The sequence below is a fragment of the Desulfatiglans parachlorophenolica genome, assembly GCF_055394735.1.
Window position 1 is genome coordinate 407,839 of record NZ_AP042460.1, and the last position, 22,692, is coordinate 430,530.

The following is a 22,692-nucleotide window of genomic DNA, read 5'->3' on the forward strand; positions in this document are numbered from 1 at the left end:
CTATGGCCTCGCCCGGAGATGGATATCGATAAAGGAAGGCCGGCGGCCCAACATAGGGCTGTCGGTCGATCTCCAGCCCAAGGAGGCCGAAAAAGATCAACCGTGACGCGCCCCAAGTTGTGACAGCCGACCTTCCGCTCTAACGTATAGGCAGAGATGGCTACAGTGCCCGCATGAAGGCGACCAGGTCTTTCTTCTCCTGTTCTGTCAGTTTCAAGCCTTGGATCAGGTTGAAAAATTCAACCGTGTCCTCCAAGGTCAACAACCGTCCGTCATGCAGATAGGGAGGTGACTCCTTGATTCCGCGCAGCGGAAACGTCTTGATCGGGCCGTCGGCCGAGGCCAGACGTCCATTGACCATGACAGGTTTGAAAAAACGCTCGGCCTTCAGGTTGTGCATGCTGTTGTCCGTATAATAGGGTGCAGGGTGACACACGGAACACTGACCTTTTTCGAAAAAGACCTTCTCGCCCCTCAGTTCGGATTCCGTGGCCTTTTCAGGATCGAGTTTTCCATAGAGATTCAGCTTGGGAGCTGGAGGAAAATCCAGCAGTGCCTGGAATTCGGCCATGAAATGGACCTGGCTGCCGCGCTCCAGGATATTGAGTCCTTTCTTGGTCCCTATCACGGGATCACCGTCGAAATAGGCGGCTCTCTGCTCGAATTCGGTGAAATCCTCAACCGTCTTGAGGGCGCGCTGAGAGCCGAACAGGCGCTGGACGTTCACGCCGCGCAAGGGTGGCGTGTCAAGCCGGTGGCGCAATTCCTGCGGACGGATGTCGCCGACGAGATGGGTACTGCCATTCGAGTGGCCGTTGACGTGGCAGTCGAAGCAGGTGACCCCTCTGCTGGCCAGTTCAGAGCGCCGGTCCTCGGTTTGGTTGAACTGCTGTTGTGGAAAGGGGGTCACGAGCAGGCGCAATCCTTCCAACTGCTTGGGATTGAGAATGCCGTTGAAAAGCTCATAGTAATTCATGATCGTGACGACTTTCCCCTGTGACACATCGCCCAAATCGGATCGCGTCGTCAGATAGATCGGCGGGGGATACTCGGGGAGGAGGTGATCCGGCAGATCGAAGTCCAGATCGAAGCGAGTGAGATCCCGTTTTTCTTGTTTATTGATTTCATCGATGTGGAACTGGGGGAAAACCATACCTCCTTCAGGATGATTCGGATGGGGCAAGGGAAGGAATCCTGCCGGCCAAAGACCTTTCTCTTTGATTTGCTCGGGTTTCATCCCGGCGAGGGCTTCCCAGGTCACGTCCTCGGGGAGCTTCACGCGGACGCCTTCCTGAACGGCCTTCTTCCCGCCTGACATCATCGCCCCTGCCGCAGGACGGTCGCTCAGGTCATATCGCTCATTGAGCAGCTCCATTTGTCTTTTCATCACTTCGGGTTTGGCGCTTTTCATCCTCTCGACCACATCCGTGAAAGGCTCGTTGACCACCACGGGGGAATAGCTGCTCCTCAACGGCTCCTCAGCATCGAGTACCCCGGGGATTATCAAGAGGAGAGCCAGGATGAATACCGCTGCTGCTGGAAACGCATTTCTTTGATTCAGCATGTCCAATCCTCCTTGTTCGTCTGTAGGGTTATAAAAAGTGGCGATAAACCGCCTCTCCAGCCCGATCCGCCGGCTCCGCCGCCATGGGGCGCCGGCAGATTTGAAAACGCCCGCATAGGACTGTGTTTGTCATGACAGGGACAACTTCTTGCGTGGCATACAAAAGGCTGCGATTCGGCCCCGGTAAGTCTATTTTATCTAAATTATACCACGACAAACCCTGTAGAGTAAGGAAAAATCATCGCCGATTCCACGAAATGGATCGAGGGAGCGGTCGGTGTGGGTTTCTATGAAAGAGCGCCTCAGGATATTATGACAGGAATTTTTCCCTGTATTGCAGGTCTTCCAGCCGTTTCTGCAGGCACGTCGAATGCCTTGGACGATGAAATGACAGCACATTGCTCATGGTTTGCTTGACAGTTCTCATGGTTTCTGGTTGAGTTTCCTTTAAATATTATGTTAAAATATATGGTTAATTGAACATTGAATTTTTCGCGTCATTGTCTGTGTTATTGCAGTGATACATTTCAATTTTTGAAGAATATGTATGGATTGTTGTAATCTTTTAGGATAGTTTGTGAATTCTGAATTGAGAAAACAATGTAGTATCCTTCCAATGAGGACACGACATCATGGATATAGCTTTTAAATATAGGGCCATTTGGGATACAGGAAAGACATATCTTAAGAATGGACGTGATGTAGATCTGTTGCATACAAGAGTATCGTGTGATTTTGCTATGCGGCTTCTGTTCCATGAAGGTGGGAATGAAGACATCGTAGTCCCGTCAATCATACTTCATGATATTGGTTATTCTGTTATCGAAGAAGAAGATCTCTATAGAAAGACGACCTATTTTGGTATCCATAAAGGGCAGGATACTGGGGCTACGTATTCCAAGAACATCAAGATGCTGCATATGAAGGAAGGAGCGGTTCTAGCCAGAAAAGTCCTCGAGTCGGTCGGCTATGAAACCGCTTGTATCGATGAAATTGTGGATATTGTAGGGTATCATGAGGACGTATCGGCTTTTCCCCCCTCCGATATATCGAATATCAACCGCATCGTTGTCAGTGACGCCGACAAGCTTTTTCGTCTGACCGGTTATAATTTTTCGGATATCCTGACGATTCACGGCGCTTCGGCCGAGGATGCCTTTGAATATCTTCTCGAAATGAAAAACAAGTGGCTCGTAACGAAAACCGCTGTGTCGATCGCTGAGGAAGAACTCAGGAAGATCCCCGGATCCCAAGCGTTCCCTTCCCTTTTCATGTAGGTGGTTTCCATCCGAAAAAGAACATCCGGCGCGGCAAGGTTTCCAATCCGGAAATGGTCTTTTTGGCCAATATCAAGGAAATCAAGCGTTTGTGCGGAGGCGACCTGTGGGTCGCCGCACAAGCAAACGTACAGATTGACGCCGAGATTGGCCAAAAAGACCATTTCCGGATTGGAAACTAGGAGGTTTTTCGGGTAATCGTCCCTGATCCCCATGAGGGTATGTCGCAGTTGGGACAGGTGTATTTGTTGCGGATTTCAGGGGGCTTTGCCGTTTGTGTAACCGCCGTGTCGGCGCGAGGCGGGCAGGAATGCCTCCTTCTGGATAGAGATGGGGTTACGGAATAAGAATGAAAAAAGTGGGGTTGAGCCGATGATGGAAGAGAAGAGCAGAAAGTCGATGCCCCTCGAGGGGATCCGGGTTCTGGAGTATGCCATTTACCATGCCGGGCCCGGTTGCGGTGCCATCTTGGGGGATCTCGGAGCGGATGTCATCAAGATCGAGACAGGCGAGGGGGATCCGGAGCGGGGGTGGAAAGGGATCGACGGGAACGTCCAGTTTATTCTCCCGAATGACGAAAGCCTGATGTTCCATGTTTCCAACCGCAATAAACGGGGGATCTGCCTCGATCTTCGCAAGGAAAACGGGCGGGCGGCTTTTCTGAAGCTGATCGAGAAGACGGATGTGTTTCTGACGAACCTGCGCCACGACACCAAGCTGAAACTGGGTCTCGACTACCGGACCCTCTCACGGGTGAACCCACGGTTGATCCACGCCAACGTCACCGGGTATGGACCCGAGGGGCCTCTCAAGAACCTCGGCGCCTATGACCCGGCCGGACAGGCGCGTTCGGGCATGATGTACGCTTCGGGCAGCAAGGAACCCACCCTCATGCACCTGGCCGTCCTCGATCAGGCTACCGCCATCGCCGCCAGCCACGCCATTCTGACCGCTCTGTTCGTCAGGGAACGTCGGGGCATCGGGCAGGAGGTCCATGTCTCCCTTTTCAGCACGGCCCTCTGGCTGCTTCACTCCAATCTCACGGTGGCGGGCGTGCTCGGCGTCGACCCCGGTCTGCCATGGGATCGAACCAAGAATTCCCCGCTCCGGAACTGCTTCCGCTGCAAGGGCGGGGACTGGATCATGGGTGTGCACCACCCCGAAAAAAACTGGTGGGCCATCTTCTGCGAAGCGACCGGCCTTACGAGGCTGCTCGATGATCCTCGGTACAGCACCCCGGACGGCCGGCAGGAACGCTGCGCCGAACTGGTGGGGATTTTCGACGAGGTTTTCATGACGAAGACCCGTGACGAGTGGATCGAAATATTTCAGGCGCGCGAAATGATGTTTTCCCCTGTTCAGAATATCTACGAGGTCCTCGGTGATATCCAAGCCTTGGCGAATCGTTACCTGGTCGAGGCGGAGGTTGGGGGGATCGGGAAGGTGAAGATTCCGGGGTATCCGATCCACTTCAGCGCCTGCAGCGCCGGTACCCGCAGCATGGGTCCGGGCATCGGCGAGCATACAGATGCCATCCTGGAGGAATTGGGGTATTCAGAGGCGGAAATCGAGGCGGTGAAGAAGGAGACCGCCTCGTGACGACCGCCGCGAGGGGGGCTGGCTTTCTCGCACGCTTTGGGTGCTCAGTCCCACACCTGCGCGGGGCGGGGCCCGGTTCGGCCGATGTCAAGGAAAGCAAGCGTTTGCGCGGGGGCAGACTGGTGGCTGCTGGGCAACCAAATGTGCAGATTGACGCCGAGATTGGCCAAAAAGGCCTATCCTGCATGGAAACGGGTCAGCGGCGTTTATAGGTGCCCATGAGCTGGGCCTGGCTCAGGATGTGCCCTTCCATGGCGGACAAAAGGTCCTTCTTGGTCGCAGCCCCCGCAGGCCCGAGGATGGTGTCGAGGGCGTAGAGTTTGAAAAAATACCGGTGGGTGCCGCCCGGAGGGCAGGGGCCGCCATATCCGATCCTCCTGAAGTCGTTCTTTCCCTGGGTGCCTCCGGGGGCAGGAGCGCCGTCCGGTTGAACGCCTTCCGGCAGGCCGCCGATGCCGGCCGGGATATCGTAATAGACCCAGTGGACCCACGTGCCGACAGGCGCATCGGGGTCGTCGCAAATGAGCGCCAGGCTTTTCGTACCCGCCGGGATCCCACTCCATGTCAGAGGGGGCGAAAGGTCGGGTCCGTCACAGGTATATTTGCTTGGGATCGGTTTGCCTTCGTCAAAGGCGATGCTTTTCAATTCCATGGCTTGAACTCCTTGGCTTTCCAGAAAGGTTGCTAATAGAAGTGCGCACGTAAGCACTGCGATAACCGCTTTGCCGAGACTATACAGGCGATGCATGTGCCCCTCCGTTTGCGGGTGTTTCTCCTTTTCCTATGTTCCAGTCGCAGTCCTCCCAGCATCATAGCAGCATTTCGGCGGACAATGAAGAACCCGGGAGATCGATCCGGATACGATTTCTCTTTTCTTCGGGCCCGGCAGGTCTTGGAACCGGATCAGCGTGCAGGGATCGACAGGATCCGATCCTTCAGCACCCGTTCGCGGTAGGCCTGCAACAGCTTGTCTTTCTTGAGTACCCCCATGACGTTGGCCGGGGCTCCCGGATCGGTGACCGGGAGCAGTGAAACCTTATGGCCTTCGAAAAGATAAAGGGCTCTTTCGAGGTTGTCCTCTGCATGGAGGGATACGACGCGAGTGGTCATGAGGTCGGCCGCCACGACGATGTCTTTGAGCTCCTCCAGTTTGTCCAGCGTCGACTTCAAATCCCGCGGGCTCAGCATCCCAACGAGCGCACCCTTTTCGTTCAATACGATAAAATGCGGGTAAGACGATTTCATGAATCTTTCGATAATCGCCATGATCGGTGTGGCGTCCCTCAGACTTTCGAATTCCCGGTCCATGAATTCCCTCACCCGCAGGCTCCGCAGGATCCCCACATCATGACCACGAACGATGTTGACGCCCCGCTTGAGGAGTTTCATCTCGTATGCGGAGTATCCGAGAAAGTATTTTACAATCAGTGTACTGCTGATGCAGGCGACCATCAGGGGGAGCATGACCCGATAATTGTAAGTGATCTCGAAAATAGTCATGATGGCCGTAATAGGCGCCAGCGTGCTGCCGGCGACGAGGGCCCCCATGCCGGCAAGGGCATAGTTGCTCGAACTCAATCCGAGTTCCGGAAAGACCCGAACGAGCCCGAGGCTCACGGTTGTGCCCAATGTCGCCCCTAAAACGAGAGAGGGGGCAAAGATCCCCCCGCTCATGCCTGAACCGATGCAAAGGGAGGTGGCTGCCATCTTTGCGGCGAGAAGGATGAAGGCTATCTTCAGCCCCAGCGTTCCGGCCAGGGTTTCATTGACGGTGTCGTAGCCGACGCCCATGACCTGCGGCAGTTTGATGGCGAGGCATCCCAGGAGCATCCCCCCGAGGGCCGGTTTGGTCCACTCCGGAATCCTGATCCGCTGAAAGGCGCCATCCAGAAAATAGATCATCTGGACGAAAGCGATGGCCGCGAACCCCGCCAGGCACCCCAGAAGCAGGTAGATAGGCAGTTCCCAAGGATGAGACGTGTGGAAGACCGGCACATTGAAGGCCGGAAACTCCCCCCAGAAGAGACGGGAAAGGACCGAGCCCGTTACGGCCGATATGACGATGTGACTCAAATAGACGATTTCGATATCGAGGAGAATGATCTCCACGGCGAAAAGGGTCCCGGCCATCGGGGCGTTGAATGTCGCAGCTATGCCGGCAGCCGCCCCTGCAGCCAGGTAGGCCCGCCTCAATTCCGGCCCGAGTTTGAAAAGCTGTGCCATCGATGAACCGACCGAGGCGCCTATCTGTGCGATGGGGCCTTCTCTGCCCACCGAGGCGCCGCCGCCTATGAGCAGGCTCGTAATGAGAGACTTCAACAGGGTGACCCTGTGCCGGATGGTGCTTTCTCTGGCGGCGACCGAAAAGATTACCTCAGGCACGCCCGTGCCCTTGATTTCGGGGGCCAGAAAGGTAATGAGGGGACCGACGAACAATCCGACTGCAGTGGGGATCAGCAGTTTCAGCCACCAGGGCGACTGGACGAGTTTGTCCAGAAAGGAGGTTCCGGAGGCCCAGAAAAGATTCTGGAAAAGTTCGATGAGGGTGCGAAAGAGAATGGCGCCTGAGGCGGCCAGGATGCCGATGACCAGAGAAAAACCCAGGAAATAGATGTTTCTGAGTTTTTCTTTACGCGCCTGGCCCAATGGTCCCCCCGCCTTTCATCGTCAACGGTTGGAACTGGATAAGGTCCGGACGGCCCTGGCTGTCAAAGGATGGATACGCTGTGCGCCATCGCCGTCAAGAAGGACCTTGATCAACATGAACCTGGAGGGGATGCCGTCCAGGAACACCGCCCTATTTCGGAGCCAAAAAAAACAGTCGTCCGCATTGAATCGGAGGGTCGTCCATCTCTGTCCATCCGGAAACGCTCTTTCTGGCCGATTTCAGCATCAATCAGCACGGTTGCCTGTGCGGCGCCCTGCAGGTCGCCTCCGCGCGAAGCATTGCTTTTTTGACAGGGATAAAGAATCCTCACTTCAGAATTGGAGCCTGGGTCGAGCTGGATCATTCTTTACGGATGGTTGCCAACGATAACACGACCGTTTTAGAACCGGCAGTTGGGCTGGGCCGTGCCGACGTCGGATTTGGTCATGACGACCTGCCAGAGTTGAATGCTGCGGGCTCGGAAGGCCCCGGCGCACGAGAGCAGGTAGTAGTCCCACATGCGCTTGAAACGGTCGTCGTAATGCGTCTGCAGTCCAGCCCAGGCGTGTTGGAAACGGTCATGCCACGCCATCAGGGTCTTGTCGTAGTGGGGGCCGAGATTGTGCCAGTCCTCGACCACGAAAAGGCCTTCCACGGCCCGGCTGATCTGCGCGATGCTCGGCAGCATGCCGTTTGGAAAGATATAGCGGGTGATCCAGGGATCGCAGCCGATGCGCGACCTGTTTCCGCCGATCGTGTGCAGCAGGAAGATGCCGTCATCCTTTAGTGAGCGGTGGACTGTTTTCATGAAGGTGCGGTAGTTTTTGCGGCCCACGTGCTCGAACATGCCGACGGAGACGATTTTGTCGAACTGTCCCGAGATGAGGCGGTAATCGCGGTCCACAAAATGCGCGGGGAGCCCTTTACAGAAAGCCCTGGCATAACGGAGCTGCTCCCGCGATATGTTGACGGCAGTGACGGTACAGCCTGTGTGCTCCGCGGCGAATTTCGCGAGGCCGCCCCATCCGCAGCCGATGTCGAGCAGATGGTCTTCGGCGGTCAGGTTCAGTTTGCGGCAGATCAGTTCCAGCTTTTTTCGCTGGGCCTCGGCAAGATCCCGGGTGTCTTCGAACCAGCCGCAGCTGTACTGGTTGTACGGATCCAGAAAAGAGAAAAACAGGTCGTTGCCGAGGTCGTAGTGGTGTTCAGCGATCATGCGGGAGCGTGCCCTGGATTGCAGGTTGAAAAAGGCCGCCGGCAGGGAAAGCATCAGGGAGCGCAGGCTTTTTTTGACCTTTTCCTCCGTGCCGGCGCGCAGAAGACGGTAAAACATCTCGTCCAGCCGGCGGCATTTCCACCAGCCGTCCATGTAAGATTCCCCCAGGCCGAGGCTCTGTTCGCGCCAAACCCGGGCGTACCAGCGCTCGACCCCGACCTGGATGTCCCACGGATCGGGGCCGTTGATCGTAATACCAGCCTGTTTGAACGTTTCGCACACCGCATCGGCTATCATCAGGGATTACCTCCGTCAAAGCCCGATTCCAACGCAGTTTCCTCTCCCTTCGGTTCCCTCATCCGGACCGGTGGGGGAGCACTCGACCCAAGGCTCGAAGCCGACGACAGCCTCAATCGATAAAGACTACGGAGCCTTTTCGGGTGCGTTCTCCGAGGCCGAACCTGTTTTCGGCGGCCGCGTAGCCGACGATGAGCGCACAATGCAGGATATACGAGTCCGGGATGCCGGCCTCCTCAGCAAGCTCGCGGTTGCCTTCCCCGTTCAGCGCCAGAGTGGGGGAGATCAGAAAGCAGGAGCCCAGACCGAGGCCGGTGGCTTCGAGGAGCATGTTTTCTGCGGCGAGCGCCGTATTGAAGGATCCGAAAGGGGCGTCCGCAGGCCCGGAGAGCAGGATCAGTACCGGCGCGCCGTAAAGAGGCTGATATCCGGGGAGGGATGCACGCTGCTGCAGAAAGGCATTGCCGGAGTGCACCATGACCTCGCAGGCCCGATCATTGATTTTTTTCAGCAGCTTGGCATTGCGGACGACCGAGACGTGAAACGCTCCGGCATTCGGCGCCCATCGCCCGGATTCAACGATCCTTTCCAGGGCGTCCCGGGGCACCGGTTTTTTAAGATAGGCCCGTATGCTCTCTCTTTTCAGGATGGCGGTTGAAGTATCCATGATGATCTCCATGATGGTATCGCTCCCATATTTGTTTACGCTAGCAGAAAAAGACCAAAAAAACAAAAATGAAGCACAAAAAATGGGGCACAAAAATGAATTATCCCATCTTTTTGTATTGACTATACATACAAACGGGTATACTCCAAAAACGATTCTTATATCGTCTAATAAATTTCCGCTGTCAATATTCTTTCATGATCGATCGCTTACTTTTAGAAAAGGCTCGAAGTCGCTTCTGCCGCATTGGAAATAGTGAGGGTTGACACTCGAATAGCTCTATTTGGGGTCTGCACGAAGCAGCGATGATCTTTCAGCATGCGCACCTTTCCCATTCGGAAACCACGATTCTTCCATAGACTGCGCAGGCGCAATCCAAGGGATTTTAGGGACGAATCCGGGCCCGGGACACATTGGCATATAAATTGCTAAGACATGTAGGCTTGATACTATCGCGAGGCTTTGTTTTTTTCCACTGTTTGAAGCGCGCCGAGGCTGTCCACTCCTACATCTGGTGTCTATCCGAGAATGATGATTCAGCACAACCAGGTTTTCAATCCAGACATGAGGAATTTATTACAGGCTGCGCCTGCCCGGCTCAGCCCCACAGCTTTGGAGTGGGAGCCGGTTTGGCCAGTCTATGAGGATCGAGCGCGTTTGCAGAGGCTGCTGGAGGCACTGCACAATAAAAAGGGCGGTTTGACGGCGAGAATGACCAACAGGGCCATCGCCGGATGGACACACGCTGAATGGAGGGCAGGTCGCTTTCTTGGAGAAGGCTTTGCCCCTCTTTTCCCCGCTTCGATTGCGTTTTTCGGCGGGTGCCGCCGGCTGCGTGGGCCCAAACCGGCAGCAGGCCAATATGCTATTGAGTATCGCTGGTTTTCTTCTGGGAGGGGCGCTTTGTCTTCCTGCCAGGATCAAACAAAGGAGAGAATCGATGATCGAGATCCGTTTTCACGGCCGAGGTGGGCAGGGTGCGGTTACCTCGGCGGAGTTGCTGGCTCGGACTGCAATCAATCTTGGGCAGTTTGCACAGGCTTTTCCAAGCTTTGGCCCCGAACGAAGGGGGGCGCCGGTGGTGGCTTTCTGCCGAATCGACGACAGACCGATCCGGTTGCGCACCAATGTGAACCACCCCGATCTGGTTCTGGTGTTGGACCCGTCGATCCTGCGTCTGGTCGATGTCACCGCCGGGCTCAAAGAGGATGGGGTGCTCATCAGCAACACCCGTTACACGGGCATGGAAATCCGGGCCGAACTGGGCATCCTGCACGCGATGGCCACGGTCGATGCGACGCGGATCGCGTTGGAGGAACTGGGGCTCCCCATCACCAATACCACCATGCTGGGCGCTTTGTTGAAGGCCGATGAAATTTTTCCGCCCGCGGAATTGATCGAACCGCTCAGGGCGCGTTTCGGGCGGGTGTCGGAAAAAAATTTCAAGGCCTTGATGCGCGCCTATGAGGAAACGCAGGTGCTGCCGTCGGCCTTTTCTCGGAAGGAGGCTCGCCGTGGTTAAATCGGAGATGGATCTTCGCTGCGGGGATCTGGAAGTGGGCTGTGTGGTGCGTCAGCCTGGCAACGCGCGCATCTACAGGACGGGGGACTGGCGTTCCTTCCGGCCGGTGGTGGACCCGGCGAGGTGCATCGGCTGCGGTGTCTGCTACCTGTTCTGTCCGGACATGGCGATCCGCAGGCGGGCGGACGGTACGTTCGAGGCCGATCTCTATTATTGCAAGGGATGCGGGATTTGCGCCGCAGAATGTTTTACCGGGTGCATCCGGATGGTCCCGGAGGAGGAATGATGGGCAAGCGAGTTGGTATCGAGGTATCCATTGCGGCGGCGGATGCCGTGGCGATGGCCGACGTGGATGTCGTGGCGGCTTATCCGATCACGCCGCAGACCCATATTGTGGAGCATCTCTCGGAACTGGTGGCCGACGGAGAGCTGATGGCCGAGTTCATCCCGGTCGAGTCGGAACACTCGGCGATGAGCGTTTGCTGCGGGTCTTCGGCGGCGGGTGCCCGGACGTTCACGTGCACGAGTTCCCAGGGGCTCGCCCTGATGAACGAGATCCTTTTCATCGTCCCCTCCATGCGCCTGCCGGTCGTCATGATCCTGGCCAACCGGTCTCTTTCGGGCCCGCTCAGCATCTGGAACGACCACACGGACGTGATGTCGGTTCGTGACTGCGGCTGGGTGCAACTCTTCGTGGAAAACGGGCAGGAGGTGTTCGACCATGTCCTGTTCGCCTTCCGGGTGGCCGAAGCGCGCAGCGTCTCCCTGCCGGTCATGATCAATATGGACGGATTCATCCTGACTCACGTCATCGAGCCCATTACTTACTGGGACAAGGAGACGGTCGAGCGCTACCTGCCCCTGTTCGAGCCCGTCAACCGTCTGGACCCCGACCGTCCGATGACGATGGGCGCCTTTGCCATGCCGGGGATCTATACGGAGGCCAAGAAGGTCCAGAACGACGCCCTGATCGCTGCCATGCCGGAGATGATCAAGGCCTGGGAGGAGATGGGGGAATTGACCGGAAGGCACTACAGGCCGGTGGAAACCTATGCGGCTGAAGGTGCGGAAACGGTCTTCATCACGATGGGGAGCATCGGGGAGACCGTCTCTATGGCTGTGGACCGGCTTCGCGGGCAGGGACACGCAGTCGGTCTGGTCAAATTGCGGCTGTGGAGGCCTTTTCCATTCGATGCCCTTCGTGACGCCCTCGAAGGCGTGCGCCGGATCATTGTCATCGACCGGGCGGTTTCGTTCGGGGGCCCGGGGGGCCCGGTGGCGGCGGAAATCAGAAACGCCCTTTACGGGGTGGAGCCAAAACCGGCGGTTTTGAACATGATCAGTGGGTTGGCCGGCCGGGATGTCACTCCGGAAGACTATATCGCCATGTACGAGACAGCCATGGCAGGGGACCATTTGAAACCGGAGGACTACATCGTCTTCGGAGCGAGGGAATGATGGAAGCCTTGAATGTTTATGCCTCACGGCTCGTTACTCAAAAGGAGTATTTCACCCCCGGGCACCGCGCTTGCCAGGGGTGCGCCGAGGCCCTGGCCGTGCGGCTGGTGGCCAAGGCCCTGGGGCGTAATGTGGTTGTAGCGAGTGCGACGGGATGCATGGAGATCATCTCGTCTCCGTTTCCATTTACGAACTGGGAGGTCCCCTGGATCCACGTGGCCTTCGAGAATACGGCCGCCGTCCTGTCGGGCGTCGAGTCTGCGTATCGGGTGCTTGCCAGAAAGGGCAGGATTGCGGATAAACACCCCGTTTTCCTGGGGATGGGCGGGGACGGCGGCACGGCCGACATCGGGTTGCAGGCCTTGTCAGGCGCCTTTGAGCGCGGCCATGACTTCGTCTACGTCTGCTACGACAACGAGGCCTACATGAACACGGGCATTCAGCGTTCTTCCTCGACGCCTTTCGGCGCGGCCACCACGACGTCGCCTGCCGGGAGGATCAAGGCCGGACAGGTCACCCGGAAAAAGAACATGGTGGAAATCGCGGTGGCGCACGGGATCCCTTATGCGGCGACGGCATGCCCGAGCTACCCGTTCGATCTCATGGAAAAGGTCCAGAAGGCCGCGAGGACCCCCGGGCCGGCGTATGTGCACATCCTCTCCATCTGCCCGACGGGGTGGCGGATTCCGACCGATCAATCGATTCATGTCGGTCGGTTGGCCGTGGAAACGGGCGTGTTTCCCCTCTATGAGGTGGCGGACGGGAGGTACCGGATGACCTATGACGCCGAGCCTCTGAGGCCCGTGGAGGAATATTTGAAGCCGCAGGGGCGGTTCCGACACCTCACCCCTGAATTGACGGCCCTGATCCAGGATACCGTCACGAAGGAATATACGAAACTCAAAGAGAAAACCAGGCGTTGAGGGCAATCGTGATGGAATCGAAGATAAAAGAAATCTGCACAAGATACCATACGGACCGCTGTTTTCTGGTGCCCATCCTGCAGGACGTGCAGCAGGCGCTGAACTACCTCCCGCGAGCCGCCCTCGAACAGGTGGGCGCCGAGCTGGGGGTTCCCCTGAGCCGGGTATACGAGGTGGCCACCTTCTACCGGGCCTTCAGTCTGCAGCCGAGAGGTCGGACGCAAATGAGCCTGTGCACCGGCACCGCCTGCCATGTCCGGGGCGCCCCCCTGGTGCGGGAGCATCTGGAGCGCAGGCTGGGGATCCACGCGGGGGAGACCACGGCGGACCTGGCCTACACGTTCGAGACCGTCAATTGCCTGGGGGCCTGTGCCCTGGGCCCGATCTTGACGGTGAACGGCGAATATCATGGGCACATCACCATGGCCAAGGCCGATAAGATATTAAGAAAGCTTGAAAAAGGGGTTGAAACGGATGAACAGGATTGATTCACTGGGAGCATTGGATGTCCTCCGAGAGAAGATTCGGTCTGCCCGGGATCCTGAGCGGTCCTGCATCACTATCTGTGCCGGGAGCGGCTGTCTGGCCTATGGCACCAGGGATTTGGTGGATCATTTCAGGGAGGAGATCCGGCGGCACGGCCTCGAAGAGCGGGTCGACCTGCGCACGTCGGGGTGCCACGGGTTTTGCGAGCGGGGACCGATGGCCGTCATCGACCCGCGGCGGATCTACTACCAGCGCATCGGCTTGGGAGATGCCCGCGAAATCATCGAAAAGACGATCCTGGGCGGTGAAATCATCGATCGGTTGCTTTATGAGGACCCGCTGACCGGTGAACGAATCGTTTGCGTCGACGACGTGCCGTTTTACAAGAAGCAGCTTCGCGTCGTATTTGCCGGCAACGGCACGATCGATCCCGAGCGGATCGAGGACTATATCGGCATCGGGGGCTATGAAGCGCTCGAAAAGGTCCTTTCGGCGATGAAACCCGAAGAAGTCATCCGGGAGGTCGGCGAGGCCGGTGTGCGCGGGCGCGGGGGCGGGGGGTTTCCGGTCGGCCGGAAGTGGGCCGCCACCCGCAAGGCGACGGGTTCGCCCAAATATGTCATTTGCAATGCGGACGAGGGGGACCCGGGCGCCTATATGGACAGGAGCCTCCTCGAAGGAAACCCCCATTCGATTCTGGAGGGGATGATCATAGGCGCTTATGCGGTGGGTGCGAACCTCGGCTACATCTACGTGCGCAATGAATATCCGCTGGCCGTTCGGAACATATCCCGTGCCGTGGAAACAGCCCGCGAGTGCGGCCTCTTGGGTACGAATATCATGGGCAGCGGGTTTGACTTCGATGTGCTGATCACCCGCGGGGGCGGGGCGTTCGTGTGCGGCGAGTCTTCGGCCCTCTTCGCTTCCATCGAAGGGCGGGTGGGGGAGCCCAGGGCCAAATACGTGCATGCGACCGATAAAGGCCTTTTTGACCGTCCGACGTGTCTGAACAACGTGGAGACCTGGGCCAACATCCCCCTGGTCATCCGGAACGGCGTTTCATGGTACCGGGGCATCGGCACGGCCGGCAGCAAGGGCACCAAGATCTTTTCCCTGGTGGGGAAGATCAACAACACGGGCCTCGTCGAGGTGCCCATGGGCACGACCCTGAGGGAGATCGTCTATGACATAGGCGGGGGGATTCCGGGCGGCCGCCGCTTCAAGGCCGTCCAGACAGGCGGGCCTTCCGGCGGATGCATCCCCGAGCAGTTCCTGGACATGCCGGTCGATTTCGATGCCTTGACCGAGATCGGCTCCATGATGGGTTCGGGCGGGATGATCGTTATGGATGAGCGGACCTGCATGGTGGATGTAGCGAAATATTTCCTGAAGTTTCTGGAGGACGAATCCTGCGGCAAGTGTACGCCCTGCCGGGAGGGGATCCTGCAGATGCGGCGCATCCTCGATCGGATCACCGAGGGCGAAGGAGAAATGGAAGATCTCGAGACCCTTACCTGGATGGGGGCGGCCATCAAGGACGGGGCCCTGTGCGCCCTGGGGCAGTCCGCGCCCAATCCCGTACTCACGACCCTGCGCTACTTCCGCGAGGAATACGAGGCGCACATCCGCGATAAGCGCTGTCCGGCCGGGGTGTGCAAGGCCCTCATTTCCTATACCGTTGATGGCGAGGCATGCACCGGCTGCCATGTCTGTGCGAGGGTCTGCCCGAGCGGTGCGATCCAGGGCGAAAAAAAGGAAGTGCACCGGATCGACCCGGCGAAATGCATCCGGTGTGGGGCCTGCTACGAGGCGTGCAAGTTCGACGCGATCAGGATCATTTGAAATTTCGAAAGATCTTTGAGGGAGTGTCCACCCCTGAACCATTTTTCCGTGGCGGCCCTTTTTCCCCCGCAAACAGGAGGGCCTCTTCAGGGTGCCCTCCTGCACGGAAATGAATCCTTCTTGCTGGGAGCGCAATCATGACGGAAATGATCACCGTGACGATCGACGGGCGGAAGATACAGGCCGCCGAACATACAACCATTCTGGAAGCGGCGCGCGGCGTCAATATCGATATCCCCACCCTGTGTTACAACGAGGCGCTGACGCCTTACGGGGCCTGCCGTCTGTGCATGGTCGAGATCATCGACGGGAAGCGCAACCGCCTTGTCGCCTCCTGTATCTATGAGGTATCGGAAGGGCTGGTGGTCGAAACGGATACCCCGCGTGTGCAGAACGTGCGCAGGCTGGTGATGGAACTCCTCCTGGCGCGCAACCCTAAACACCCGGTGCTGCTTGCCATGGCATCCCGGCTGGGGGTGGCTTCCTCGCGCTTCCCGACCGAGATGAAGGGATGCATCCTTTGCGGCCAGTGCGTCAGGACCTGCCGCGAGGTTGTCGGCGTGTCCGCCATCGGGTTTGCAGGCAGGGGGACACATCGCACCGTCACGACGCCCTTTGGTGAAGCGCCGCCGGACTGCATCGCATGCGGTTCGTGCGCGTATGTCTGTCCGGTGGATGTGATTCGCATGGAGGACAAGAACGGCATTCGAAGGATCTGGAACACGGACTTCGAGATGATCCGGTGCGAAGACACCGGGCGGTATATCGCACCGAAAAAACAACTGGAGCACATTTCCGGGATGACCGGGCTCTCCGTGGAGCATCTGGCGGCCCGCCACTGCAAGTGAATGTCCCCCGATAGAAGGGGAAAGGGGGTATAAGAAAGACAGATTTTTTCAAAAAGAGGGGACAGATTTATTTTTCGTGAGCGAGAAATGGGTCTGTCCCTTTTTTGTCCCTTGTCGTCGCTCTTGATTCGATTCGCCGATCGGGGGTATGGTGCCCTTATGATGCGTAGCAGGCACTTACCGGGGGGCAAGGGCTTGAGCGTTTTTCCGATTGATCCCGAAGGGCTGCGCCTCCCATGCCCGGCCCGCTGAACCGCTGCCCTTCGGTAAGGCCTTGAGGATATATTCGAGAGGAGGCACAAAGGCGAGGTTATGCCGATCGCTTTCAAAAAGATCAAGGATTGTATGCGGCTGAAAAATCCCTTCAAGGGATTTTCGATGGATGAAATCCCTTTCGAGATTCGCTGGGATCCTCTGACCGGCCACTCGACGCGGATCTTCGACCTGCCTTACCGGCCCATTCAGAGGCCGGATTTAGAGGAACTGGTCAGGAGGTCCCTCGAGATGCCCTGCCCCTTCTGCCCGGAATCGGTCGCGACGTCGACGCCCCTTTATCCGGATGAACTCCTCCCCGGCGGAAGGGTCCGTGAAGGGGAGGCGTGGCTGTTCCCGAACCTTCTGCCCCTGGACCGCTACGCTGCAGTGTGCGTCTTGGGGAAGGACCATTATATCGGACCGGGGGGCTTCACCCCGGCGATCATCAGGGACGGATTCACGGCCGCGCGGAGCTTTGTTCGAAGCGTTGCTCGGCATGACGCGGATGTCCGGTTCTTCTCGATCAACTGGAACTACATGCCGCCCTCCGGATCGAGCATCGTCCACCCGCACCTCCAGGTGAACTGCGGGGCGATCCCCACCACGCAACTGGGGGCACAGACGGCGGAAAGCCGGGCCTATCTCCAGAAGCACGGCTGTTTATTCTGGGATGACTTCATGGATGCCGAAAGGGCCTGCGGCGAGCGCTTTCTGACGGAGATCGGGCCGACCTTCTGGACCCTGAACTTCGCCCCCCAGGGCGCGCTCCCCGATCTGTGGTGTATCTTCAAGGAGTGCCGGACGCTGCTGGAATGGAAGGATGGGGAGCGGGACGCCTTCCTGGAGGGGCTGACGGCCGCTCTGCGGTATTTCGATCGGGAGGGCCTTTACAGCTTCAACGTGTCGGTGTTTTCAGGCAGGGAAAACGATCACTTCCGGGTGAACGCCCGGGTTACGCCGCGGCTTCTCCTGCGGGAGATCGGGAACAGCGACCAGACCTACACCCAGGTGCTCCATCGGGAGCCCTGCTCCCTCCGGCCGCCGGAATCCGTCCGGGACAGCGCGTCGAGGGTTTTCGAAAAGGCCCTTTCCGGGTTGTGAGAATCGATTGAAGCGCCGAGAGGAGGAGGCGGATATGTTTTTCGAACTGCGTCAGTACCGCATCAAGGATGGCAAGCGGGATCGCTGGGTTCAGTTGATGGAAGAGAAGATCATCCCGTTTCAGATGTCGAAGGGCGTGGTCTTCGTCGGTAGTTTTGTGGCTGTGGACGAGCCGGATCTCTATATCTGGATCCGCCGATTCGATAGCGAAGAAGAGGCCGAACGCCTCTATCAAGAGGTGTATCAGAGCGATTACTGGAAGACGGAAATCGCCCCGCTGGCCAAAGAGATGCTCGACCGCGACAGGATGGTGATCACGCGGATGAGCGCGACGGATAGGTCCGTCATCCGCTGAAAAGGGAGCGATTGGAGGCGAGGTTGTACCGGGAGATCATTTCCGGCTAGGCGCTGATTGGGGGGATTCGGGGCATTTCGAACTTTTTTCAGAGGGGGGAATCCTTGTGAGCCAGATGGCCAGCGATGCGTACGCCTCCGTCGACATCTCCGATGCCGACGTCATGGAGGCCATGAAGGCGCCGAGGATTCTCATGGTCGCATTCAAGCAACAGGCCTTCATAGGGGTGGCAAAAAGAGGGGTCGTTCAGACCCTTCTATCCCTGCTCCGTGGCTATGGATGGCGGGCATGAACCTGCTCATTTCTGCAACCGTAACCCACGAAAGAATCAGGAGGTTCAGCAATGCTCAAAAGAGAGTTGAAGGAGAATATCTATTGGATGGGTGCCATCGACTGGGACAGGCGTTTGTTCGACTCGCTCATTCCGCTCCCGGACGGCACGACCTACAACGCCTATCTGGTCGAAGGCAGTGAAAAGACCGCCTTGCTGGACACGGTCGACCCCCCCATGGCCGATGCCTGGGCGGCGCTCCTCGAGGGTATCCCGAAACTGGACTTCATCGTTTCGCATCACGCGGAGCAGGATCACTCCGGAAGCATCCCTCTGGTGCTCCGGAAGTTTCCGGAAGCGAAGGTCGTTGTGTCTCCCAAGGCCAAACCCATGCTGATCGATCTTCTGAAGATCCCCGAAAGCGCCTTCGTGACGATGGCAGACGGTGCGACCTTGTCCCTGGGGGACAAGACGCTCCGGTTTCTGCACACACCGTGGGTCCACTGGCCCGAGACGATGGTGACTTACCTGGAAGAGGACCGGATCCTGTTCAGTTGCGATTTCTTCGGATCCCACATTGCGACCGCCGATCTGTATGTCAACGACGAGGGGCGTGTGTACGAGGCGGCCAAGCGGTATTTCGCCGAGATCATGATGCCTTTCAGGAATGTGATCGAAAAGAACCTCGAAAAGCTCGCCCCTTATGACATCCAGATGATCGCCCCCAGCCACGGGCAGATCCACGATCGCCCAGAATGGATTATGAACGCTTACCGTGAATGGGTGAGCGGTCCGCCGCGCAACCTGGTCGTTCTCCCGTTTGTTTCGATGCACGGCAGCACGAGGCAGATGGTCGATTATCTGGCTTCGGCCCTGATCGGAAAAGGGGTGCGGGTGGAGCTGTTCAACCTGCCCGTCACCGATATCGGAAAACTCGCCATGGCTTTGGTCGATGCCGCCACCGTCGTGGTGGGTACGCCGACCGTCCTGGCCGGTCCGCACCCGCTTGCGGCGTATGCTACCTTCCTGGCGAACGCCCTCAGACCGAGGGTGCAGTTTCTTTCGATTATCGGCTCTTACGGTTGGGGGGGGAAGACCGTCGAAACCCTGGCGGGGATGATCCCCAATCTGAAGGTGGAGGTCCTGGAGCCCATTCTGGCCAAAGGCCTTGTTTCGCAGAGCCATATCGAGGCCCTGGAGCGCATGGCCGATACGATCGCCCGAAAGCACAAAGAAAAGGGCTTTGTGTAACTCGCAAGGGTGATGATTTGTCTTATTCGACAGGGGCGCCAGGACGATCCTCGGCCGCCGTGGATATTCCGCCCGCGGCGGGTGGGTGCAGGTATCCTTCCAAACCAAGGCGTAAGCGGAAACCCTGAGGATCCCATCTCCGCTTACGCCGCCTCTTCGCTCAAGGGCTTGACAGGGAAGGTGGTCGTTCAGGCATGTGGCGAAGAAGCCGATCGCAAAGCGGCGCTTGAGGAATGCTGTTCTCTGCGGAAGGGACCGCCTCGAGGATTTCGATTGAGTGGGAGGATATGGAAGAATGGTTCCAGGCGGGGTGGCGGCTTTTTTCAAAGATAGGAGTCCTTTTTTTGGCCTGTCAATAGATTCCATGAATCGTTTCCGGAGCGTATGGCTGAGGATAAGGACCGGGTGCCGCCTCTACCTTTTTCTGTCGTGCTTTCTTTTTTTCGGTTTGGACACTCTTTGCCCCCTTCACGCGATGTCCGCGGTCGAGTTTACTGCCGAAGAGTGCAGGTGGCTTGTCGAAAACCCTGGAAAATTGATCCCTTTCTTCAATACGGAATTCCCGCCGATCGAATACATTTCTGAGCCCGGCATCTTCACCGGAATGGGTTCGGAGGTCATCGCCCTGATCGAGGATTGCCTCGGCGTCAGCTTTGTCAAGTATCCGTGCAGGGACTCGAACCGGCATCTGGCAGCCTTGGAGAGCGGGGGGGGCGCGATGGCGCCGACCATCGTCCGGACGGCAGAAAGGGAACGCTATGCCCTTTTTCCCATCCCTTACGCCAGCGTGCCGGCGGTTATTACCACTTCCGATATCCGGACGGCGCTGGTTCGGATTCCTACAGGCGCACTCGACGCCGTGCGGCAGAGCTGGTTTGCGCTCGAGGCCCATTCAGGGCTGTCCCCGGAAGCACTGCGCCTGATCGCATGGGCCGCGGTTTTCACCGGGTTGCTTCTTTCGAGTCTGGTCGTGATTACAGTTCTTTTGAGACGCCGACTTACCCGGAACGTCGTCGGGCTTCAGGAGAGTGAGAGGAAATATCGCGAATTGGTGGAAAACGCCAACAGCATCATCATCAGGATGGATGCCGGGTGTCGGGTGACTTTTTTCAATGAGTTCGCCCAGCGGTTCTTCGGGTATTCAGAGAAAGAAATCCTGGGAAGGCATCTGGTGGGAACGATCGTGCCCCCGACGGACAGCATGGGGAGGGATCTGGCGGCGATGATGGACAGGCTGGCGAGAGATCCCGAAGAGTACGCCAACAGCGAAAGCGAGAACATGCGCCGGAGCGGTGAGCGGGCCTGGATCGCCTGGGCCAACAGGCCCGTCCTGGATGAAAACGGCCGGTTGAAGGAAGTTCTGTCTGTCGGAAGCGATATAACCGCACGCAAACGGGCGGAGGAGGCACTCCAGGAGAGTGAATCCCGGTTTAGGTTTCTCACCGAGAATATGGCCGACATCGTGTGGACGATCGATCTGAATTTCCGAACCACTTACACGAGTCCCTCCATCGAAAGGATCCTGGGGTTTACGCCGAGTGAAAGAAGGAACCAACCCATTGAAACCGTAATGCCCCCCGAATCTTTGCAGACGGTCTCCAGGCTCTTTGAAGAGGAGTTCCGGAAGGCCGCCCTCTCCCCGGGCGATCCAAACCGCTCAGTGACCGCAGAGGTCCAATATTTTCGAAAAGACGGCACCCTGGCTTGGCTGGAAAACACGATGAAATGGATCCGTGGAGAAAAGGGGGAGGTCGAAGGGATTCTCGGGGTGTCGCGCGACATCTCTGAGCGCAGACAGGCCGAGTTGGAGCGGGAAAAGCTGCAGGCCCAGTTCCAGCAGGCGCAGAAGATGGAGGCGATAGGGCGCCTGGCTGGTGGGATTGCCCATGATTTCAATAACATGTTGGGGGTGATCATCGGGCATGCGGAGTTGACCCTTGCTCGGATGGACTATGCCGTGCCTCATTACAACAACTTGATTGAAATCGAAAAGGCGGCCAAGCGCTCGGCCGAACTGACCCGGCAGCTTTTGACGTTCGCGCGGCGCCAGACCATTGCCCCCAGGGTGCTCGATCTGAACGAGACTGTCGAGGGGATGCTCCAGATGCTGCGGCGGTTGATCGGAGAGAACATCCATCTTGTTTGGGTTCCGGGTAGTCAGGTATGGCCTGTGAGGGTCGATCCTTCCCAGGTCGACCAGATACTGGCCAACCTGTGTGTCAATGCTCGAGATGCCATCGCGGGGGATGGCAAGATCGTCATCGAGACGAATTCGGCGCAGATCGACGAAGCCTATTACGCTTGCCATCCAGATTTTTCCCCTGGTGAGTATGTACGCTTGATTTTGAGCGATGACGGGTGTGGGATGGGTTCCGCGACCCTCGACAATCTTTTCGAACCCTTTTTTACCACCAAGGAACTGAGCAAGGGGACCGGGCTCGGTCTTGCGACCGTCTACGGCATTGTCAGGCAGAACGATGGTTTTATCGATGTTTCCAGTGAGTTGGGCAAGGGGTCGACCTTCACGATCTACCTGCCGCGATACAAAGGGGCGTGCCCGGACGCCCGGCAGGACCACCCGCTGGAAATCGCGGAAGGCGGCCGGGAGACCGTTCTCCTGGTCGAGGATGAGGCGGCGATCCTGGACTTGACCAAGACGATGCTCAAGAATCTTGGATATGACGTGCTGGCTGCCAATTCACCCGACGTTGCTATTCGTTTGGCCGAAACGCATGCAAAGGGGATGGATCTGCTCATAACCGATGTGGTCATGCCCGGAATGAACGGAAGGGATCTGGCCGAAAACCTCTCGAGGATCCGCCCGGGAATCAGGCGTCTGTTTATGTCGGGTTATACGGCTGATGTCATTGCTCAGCATGGCGTTCTTGACGACGGAGTGCACTTCATCCAGAAGCCGTTCACCTTGAAGGAATTGGATGACTGCATCAAAAGGGCGCTGAAGAGTGGCGGTCAATGAACGGCAGGTATGGGCTTTTTACGGTTTGCAGCCACCGGAGCTGTGAGTGAAAAGGGGATGGGGTGTCCAAAAAAAGGGCATCAGGAGAGCCAACCCACGCGTGGAGCTGTCTACGATGAATTCTTCTGAAAAGATC

General features: G+C 57.7%; 20 protein-coding genes. 15 read left to right on the forward strand and 5 right to left on the reverse strand.

Features of this window, described 5'->3' with window-relative positions; genetic code table 11:
* Positions 1-160: 160 nt before the first annotated feature.
* Complete coding sequence (locus ACZ500_RS01890; RefSeq protein WP_464230838.1) at positions 161-1,564, reverse strand: cytochrome B6; 1,404 nt, start codon at positions 1,562-1,564, stop codon at positions 161-163.
* 632 nt (positions 1,565-2,196) lie between these two features.
* Here ACZ500_RS01890 and ACZ500_RS01895 point away from each other — a divergent pair.
* The 3 genes from ACZ500_RS01895 to ACZ500_RS01905 all read left to right on the forward strand — a co-directional run bounded on the left by ACZ500_RS01895 (position 2,197) and on the right by ACZ500_RS01905 (position 4,440).
* Positions 2,197-2,841, forward strand: coding sequence for an HD domain-containing protein (locus ACZ500_RS01895; protein WP_464230839.1), 645 nt, complete (start codon positions 2,197-2,199; stop codon positions 2,839-2,841).
* A 53-nt stretch (positions 2,842-2,894) separates the two neighbouring features.
* A complete protein-coding gene (locus ACZ500_RS01900; protein WP_464230840.1) occupies positions 2,895-3,023 on the forward strand; it encodes a hypothetical protein in 129 nt (42 codons plus the stop codon).
* A 193-nt stretch (positions 3,024-3,216) separates the two neighbouring features.
* Positions 3,217-4,440: a CaiB/BaiF CoA transferase family protein gene (locus tag ACZ500_RS01905; RefSeq protein WP_464230841.1), complete on the forward strand. Its 1,224-nt coding sequence runs from the start codon at positions 3,217-3,219 to the stop codon at positions 4,438-4,440.
* Positions 4,441-4,636: 196 nt separating this feature from the next.
* Here the strand turns inward: ACZ500_RS01905 and ACZ500_RS01910 are convergent, their stop codons facing one another.
* The 4 genes from ACZ500_RS01910 to ACZ500_RS01925 all read right to left on the reverse strand — a co-directional run bounded on the left by ACZ500_RS01910 (position 4,637) and on the right by ACZ500_RS01925 (position 9,279).
* Positions 4,637-5,092, reverse strand: a complete 456-nt coding sequence (locus ACZ500_RS01910; RefSeq protein ID WP_464230842.1) for a YbhB/YbcL family Raf kinase inhibitor-like protein — start codon at positions 5,090-5,092, stop codon at positions 4,637-4,639.
* Between the two features lie 251 nt (positions 5,093-5,343).
* Entirely contained in the window at positions 5,344-7,086 is a 1,743-nt protein-coding gene (locus tag ACZ500_RS01915) for a chloride channel protein (RefSeq protein WP_464230843.1), read from the reverse strand.
* Positions 7,087-7,487: 401 nt separating this feature from the next.
* Positions 7,488-8,600, reverse strand: coding sequence for a cyclopropane fatty acyl phospholipid synthase (cfa, locus tag ACZ500_RS01920; protein WP_464230844.1), 1,113 nt, complete (start codon positions 8,598-8,600; stop codon positions 7,488-7,490).
* A gap of 112 nt (positions 8,601-8,712) precedes the next feature.
* The gene (locus ACZ500_RS01925; RefSeq protein ID WP_464230845.1) at positions 8,713-9,279 is read right to left on the reverse strand and encodes a nitroreductase family protein; all 567 of its coding nucleotides are present in this window, start codon (positions 9,277-9,279) and stop codon (positions 8,713-8,715) included.
* A gap of 928 nt (positions 9,280-10,207) precedes the next feature.
* On the opposite strand from ACZ500_RS01925, the gene ACZ500_RS01930 reads away from it, so the two are divergent.
* The 12 genes from ACZ500_RS01930 to ACZ500_RS01985 all read left to right on the forward strand — a co-directional run bounded on the left by ACZ500_RS01930 (position 10,208) and on the right by ACZ500_RS01985 (position 22,556).
* Positions 10,208-10,789 carry a 2-oxoacid:acceptor oxidoreductase family protein gene (locus ACZ500_RS01930; RefSeq protein ID WP_464230846.1) on the forward strand — a complete coding sequence of 194 codons (582 nt, stop codon included), beginning with the start codon at positions 10,208-10,210 and terminating at the stop codon, positions 10,787-10,789.
* Positions 10,782-11,075 carry a 4Fe-4S binding protein gene (locus tag ACZ500_RS01935; protein WP_464230847.1) on the forward strand — a complete coding sequence of 98 codons (294 nt, stop codon included), beginning with the start codon at positions 10,782-10,784 and terminating at the stop codon, positions 11,073-11,075. The genes ACZ500_RS01930 and ACZ500_RS01935 overlap by 8 nt, the downstream gene beginning before the upstream one ends.
* On the forward strand, positions 11,075-12,247 hold the full coding sequence (locus ACZ500_RS01940) for a transketolase C-terminal domain-containing protein (protein ID WP_464230848.1): 1,173 nt from the start codon (positions 11,075-11,077) through the stop codon (positions 12,245-12,247). The genes ACZ500_RS01935 and ACZ500_RS01940 overlap by 1 nt, the downstream gene beginning before the upstream one ends.
* A complete protein-coding gene (gene porB / locus ACZ500_RS01945; protein WP_464232980.1) occupies positions 12,247-13,170 on the forward strand; it encodes a pyruvate synthase subunit PorB in 924 nt (307 codons plus the stop codon). The genes ACZ500_RS01940 and porB overlap by 1 nt, the downstream gene beginning before the upstream one ends.
* An 11-nt stretch (positions 13,171-13,181) precedes the next feature.
* Positions 13,182-13,658: a complex I 24 kDa subunit family protein gene (locus ACZ500_RS01950; protein ID WP_464230849.1), complete on the forward strand. Its 477-nt coding sequence runs from the start codon at positions 13,182-13,184 to the stop codon at positions 13,656-13,658.
* Positions 13,645-15,498, forward strand: a complete 1,854-nt coding sequence (locus ACZ500_RS01955; RefSeq protein WP_464230850.1) for an NADH-ubiquinone oxidoreductase-F iron-sulfur binding region domain-containing protein — start codon at positions 13,645-13,647, stop codon at positions 15,496-15,498. Before ACZ500_RS01950 ends, ACZ500_RS01955 begins: the two co-directional genes overlap by 14 nt.
* A 137-nt stretch (positions 15,499-15,635) precedes the next feature.
* Positions 15,636-16,346, forward strand: a complete 711-nt coding sequence (locus ACZ500_RS01960; RefSeq protein ID WP_464230851.1) for a 2Fe-2S iron-sulfur cluster-binding protein — start codon at positions 15,636-15,638, stop codon at positions 16,344-16,346.
* Positions 16,347-16,658: 312 nt separating this feature from the next.
* Positions 16,659-17,702: a hypothetical protein gene (locus ACZ500_RS01965; protein WP_464230852.1), complete on the forward strand. Its 1,044-nt coding sequence runs from the start codon at positions 16,659-16,661 to the stop codon at positions 17,700-17,702.
* Between the two features lie 34 nt (positions 17,703-17,736).
* Positions 17,737-18,057, forward strand: a complete 321-nt coding sequence (locus tag ACZ500_RS01970; protein WP_464230853.1) for an NIPSNAP family protein — start codon at positions 17,737-17,739, stop codon at positions 18,055-18,057.
* A 106-nt stretch (positions 18,058-18,163) separates the two neighbouring features.
* Positions 18,164-18,349, forward strand: coding sequence for a hypothetical protein (locus ACZ500_RS01975; protein ID WP_464230854.1), 186 nt, complete (start codon positions 18,164-18,166; stop codon positions 18,347-18,349).
* Positions 18,350-18,400: 51 nt separating this feature from the next.
* Positions 18,401-19,579: an FprA family A-type flavoprotein gene (locus tag ACZ500_RS01980; RefSeq protein ID WP_464230855.1), complete on the forward strand. Its 1,179-nt coding sequence runs from the start codon at positions 18,401-18,403 to the stop codon at positions 19,577-19,579.
* 475 nt (positions 19,580-20,054) lie between these two features.
* On the forward strand, positions 20,055-22,556 hold the full coding sequence (locus tag ACZ500_RS01985; protein ID WP_464230856.1) for a PAS domain S-box protein: 2,502 nt from the start codon (positions 20,055-20,057) through the stop codon (positions 22,554-22,556).
* Positions 22,557-22,692: the final 136 nt, after the last annotated feature.

Excerpts from the sequence above, each read along its gene's own strand:
- ACZ500_RS01890 (WP_464230838.1), bottom strand. The coding sequence starts at position 1,564 with ATGCTGAATCAAAGAAATGCGTTTCCAGCAGCAGCGGTATTCATCCTG.
- porB (WP_464232980.1), top strand. The coding sequence starts at position 12,247 with ATGGAAGCCTTGAATGTTTATGCCTCACGGCTCGTTACTCAAAAGGAG.
- ACZ500_RS01925 (WP_464230845.1), bottom strand. The coding sequence starts at position 9,279 with ATGGAGATCATCATGGATACTTCAACCGCCATCCTGAAAAGAGAGAGC.
- ACZ500_RS01950 (WP_464230849.1), top strand. The coding sequence starts at position 13,182 with ATGGAATCGAAGATAAAAGAAATCTGCACAAGATACCATACGGACCGC.
- ACZ500_RS01985 (WP_464230856.1), top strand. The coding sequence starts at position 20,055 with ATGTCCGCGGTCGAGTTTACTGCCGAAGAGTGCAGGTGGCTTGTCGAA.
- ACZ500_RS01980 (WP_464230855.1), top strand. The coding sequence starts at position 18,401 with ATGCTCAAAAGAGAGTTGAAGGAGAATATCTATTGGATGGGTGCCATC.
- ACZ500_RS01955 (WP_464230850.1), top strand. The coding sequence starts at position 13,645 with ATGAACAGGATTGATTCACTGGGAGCATTGGATGTCCTCCGAGAGAAG.
- ACZ500_RS01970 (WP_464230853.1), top strand. The coding sequence starts at position 17,737 with ATGTTTTTCGAACTGCGTCAGTACCGCATCAAGGATGGCAAGCGGGAT.
- ACZ500_RS01965 (WP_464230852.1), top strand. The coding sequence starts at position 16,659 with ATGCCGATCGCTTTCAAAAAGATCAAGGATTGTATGCGGCTGAAAAAT.
- ACZ500_RS01930 (WP_464230846.1), top strand. The coding sequence starts at position 10,208 with ATGATCGAGATCCGTTTTCACGGCCGAGGTGGGCAGGGTGCGGTTACC.
- ACZ500_RS01940 (WP_464230848.1), top strand. The coding sequence starts at position 11,075 with ATGGGCAAGCGAGTTGGTATCGAGGTATCCATTGCGGCGGCGGATGCC.
- cfa (WP_464230844.1), bottom strand. The coding sequence starts at position 8,600 with ATGATAGCCGATGCGGTGTGCGAAACGTTCAAACAGGCTGGTATTACG.
- ACZ500_RS01905 (WP_464230841.1), top strand. The coding sequence starts at position 3,217 with ATGGAAGAGAAGAGCAGAAAGTCGATGCCCCTCGAGGGGATCCGGGTT.
- ACZ500_RS01910 (WP_464230842.1), bottom strand. The coding sequence starts at position 5,092 with ATGGAATTGAAAAGCATCGCCTTTGACGAAGGCAAACCGATCCCAAGC.
- ACZ500_RS01895 (WP_464230839.1), top strand. The coding sequence starts at position 2,197 with ATGGATATAGCTTTTAAATATAGGGCCATTTGGGATACAGGAAAGACA.
- ACZ500_RS01900 (WP_464230840.1), top strand. The coding sequence starts at position 2,895 with ATGGTCTTTTTGGCCAATATCAAGGAAATCAAGCGTTTGTGCGGAGGC.
- ACZ500_RS01960 (WP_464230851.1), top strand. The coding sequence starts at position 15,636 with ATGACGGAAATGATCACCGTGACGATCGACGGGCGGAAGATACAGGCC.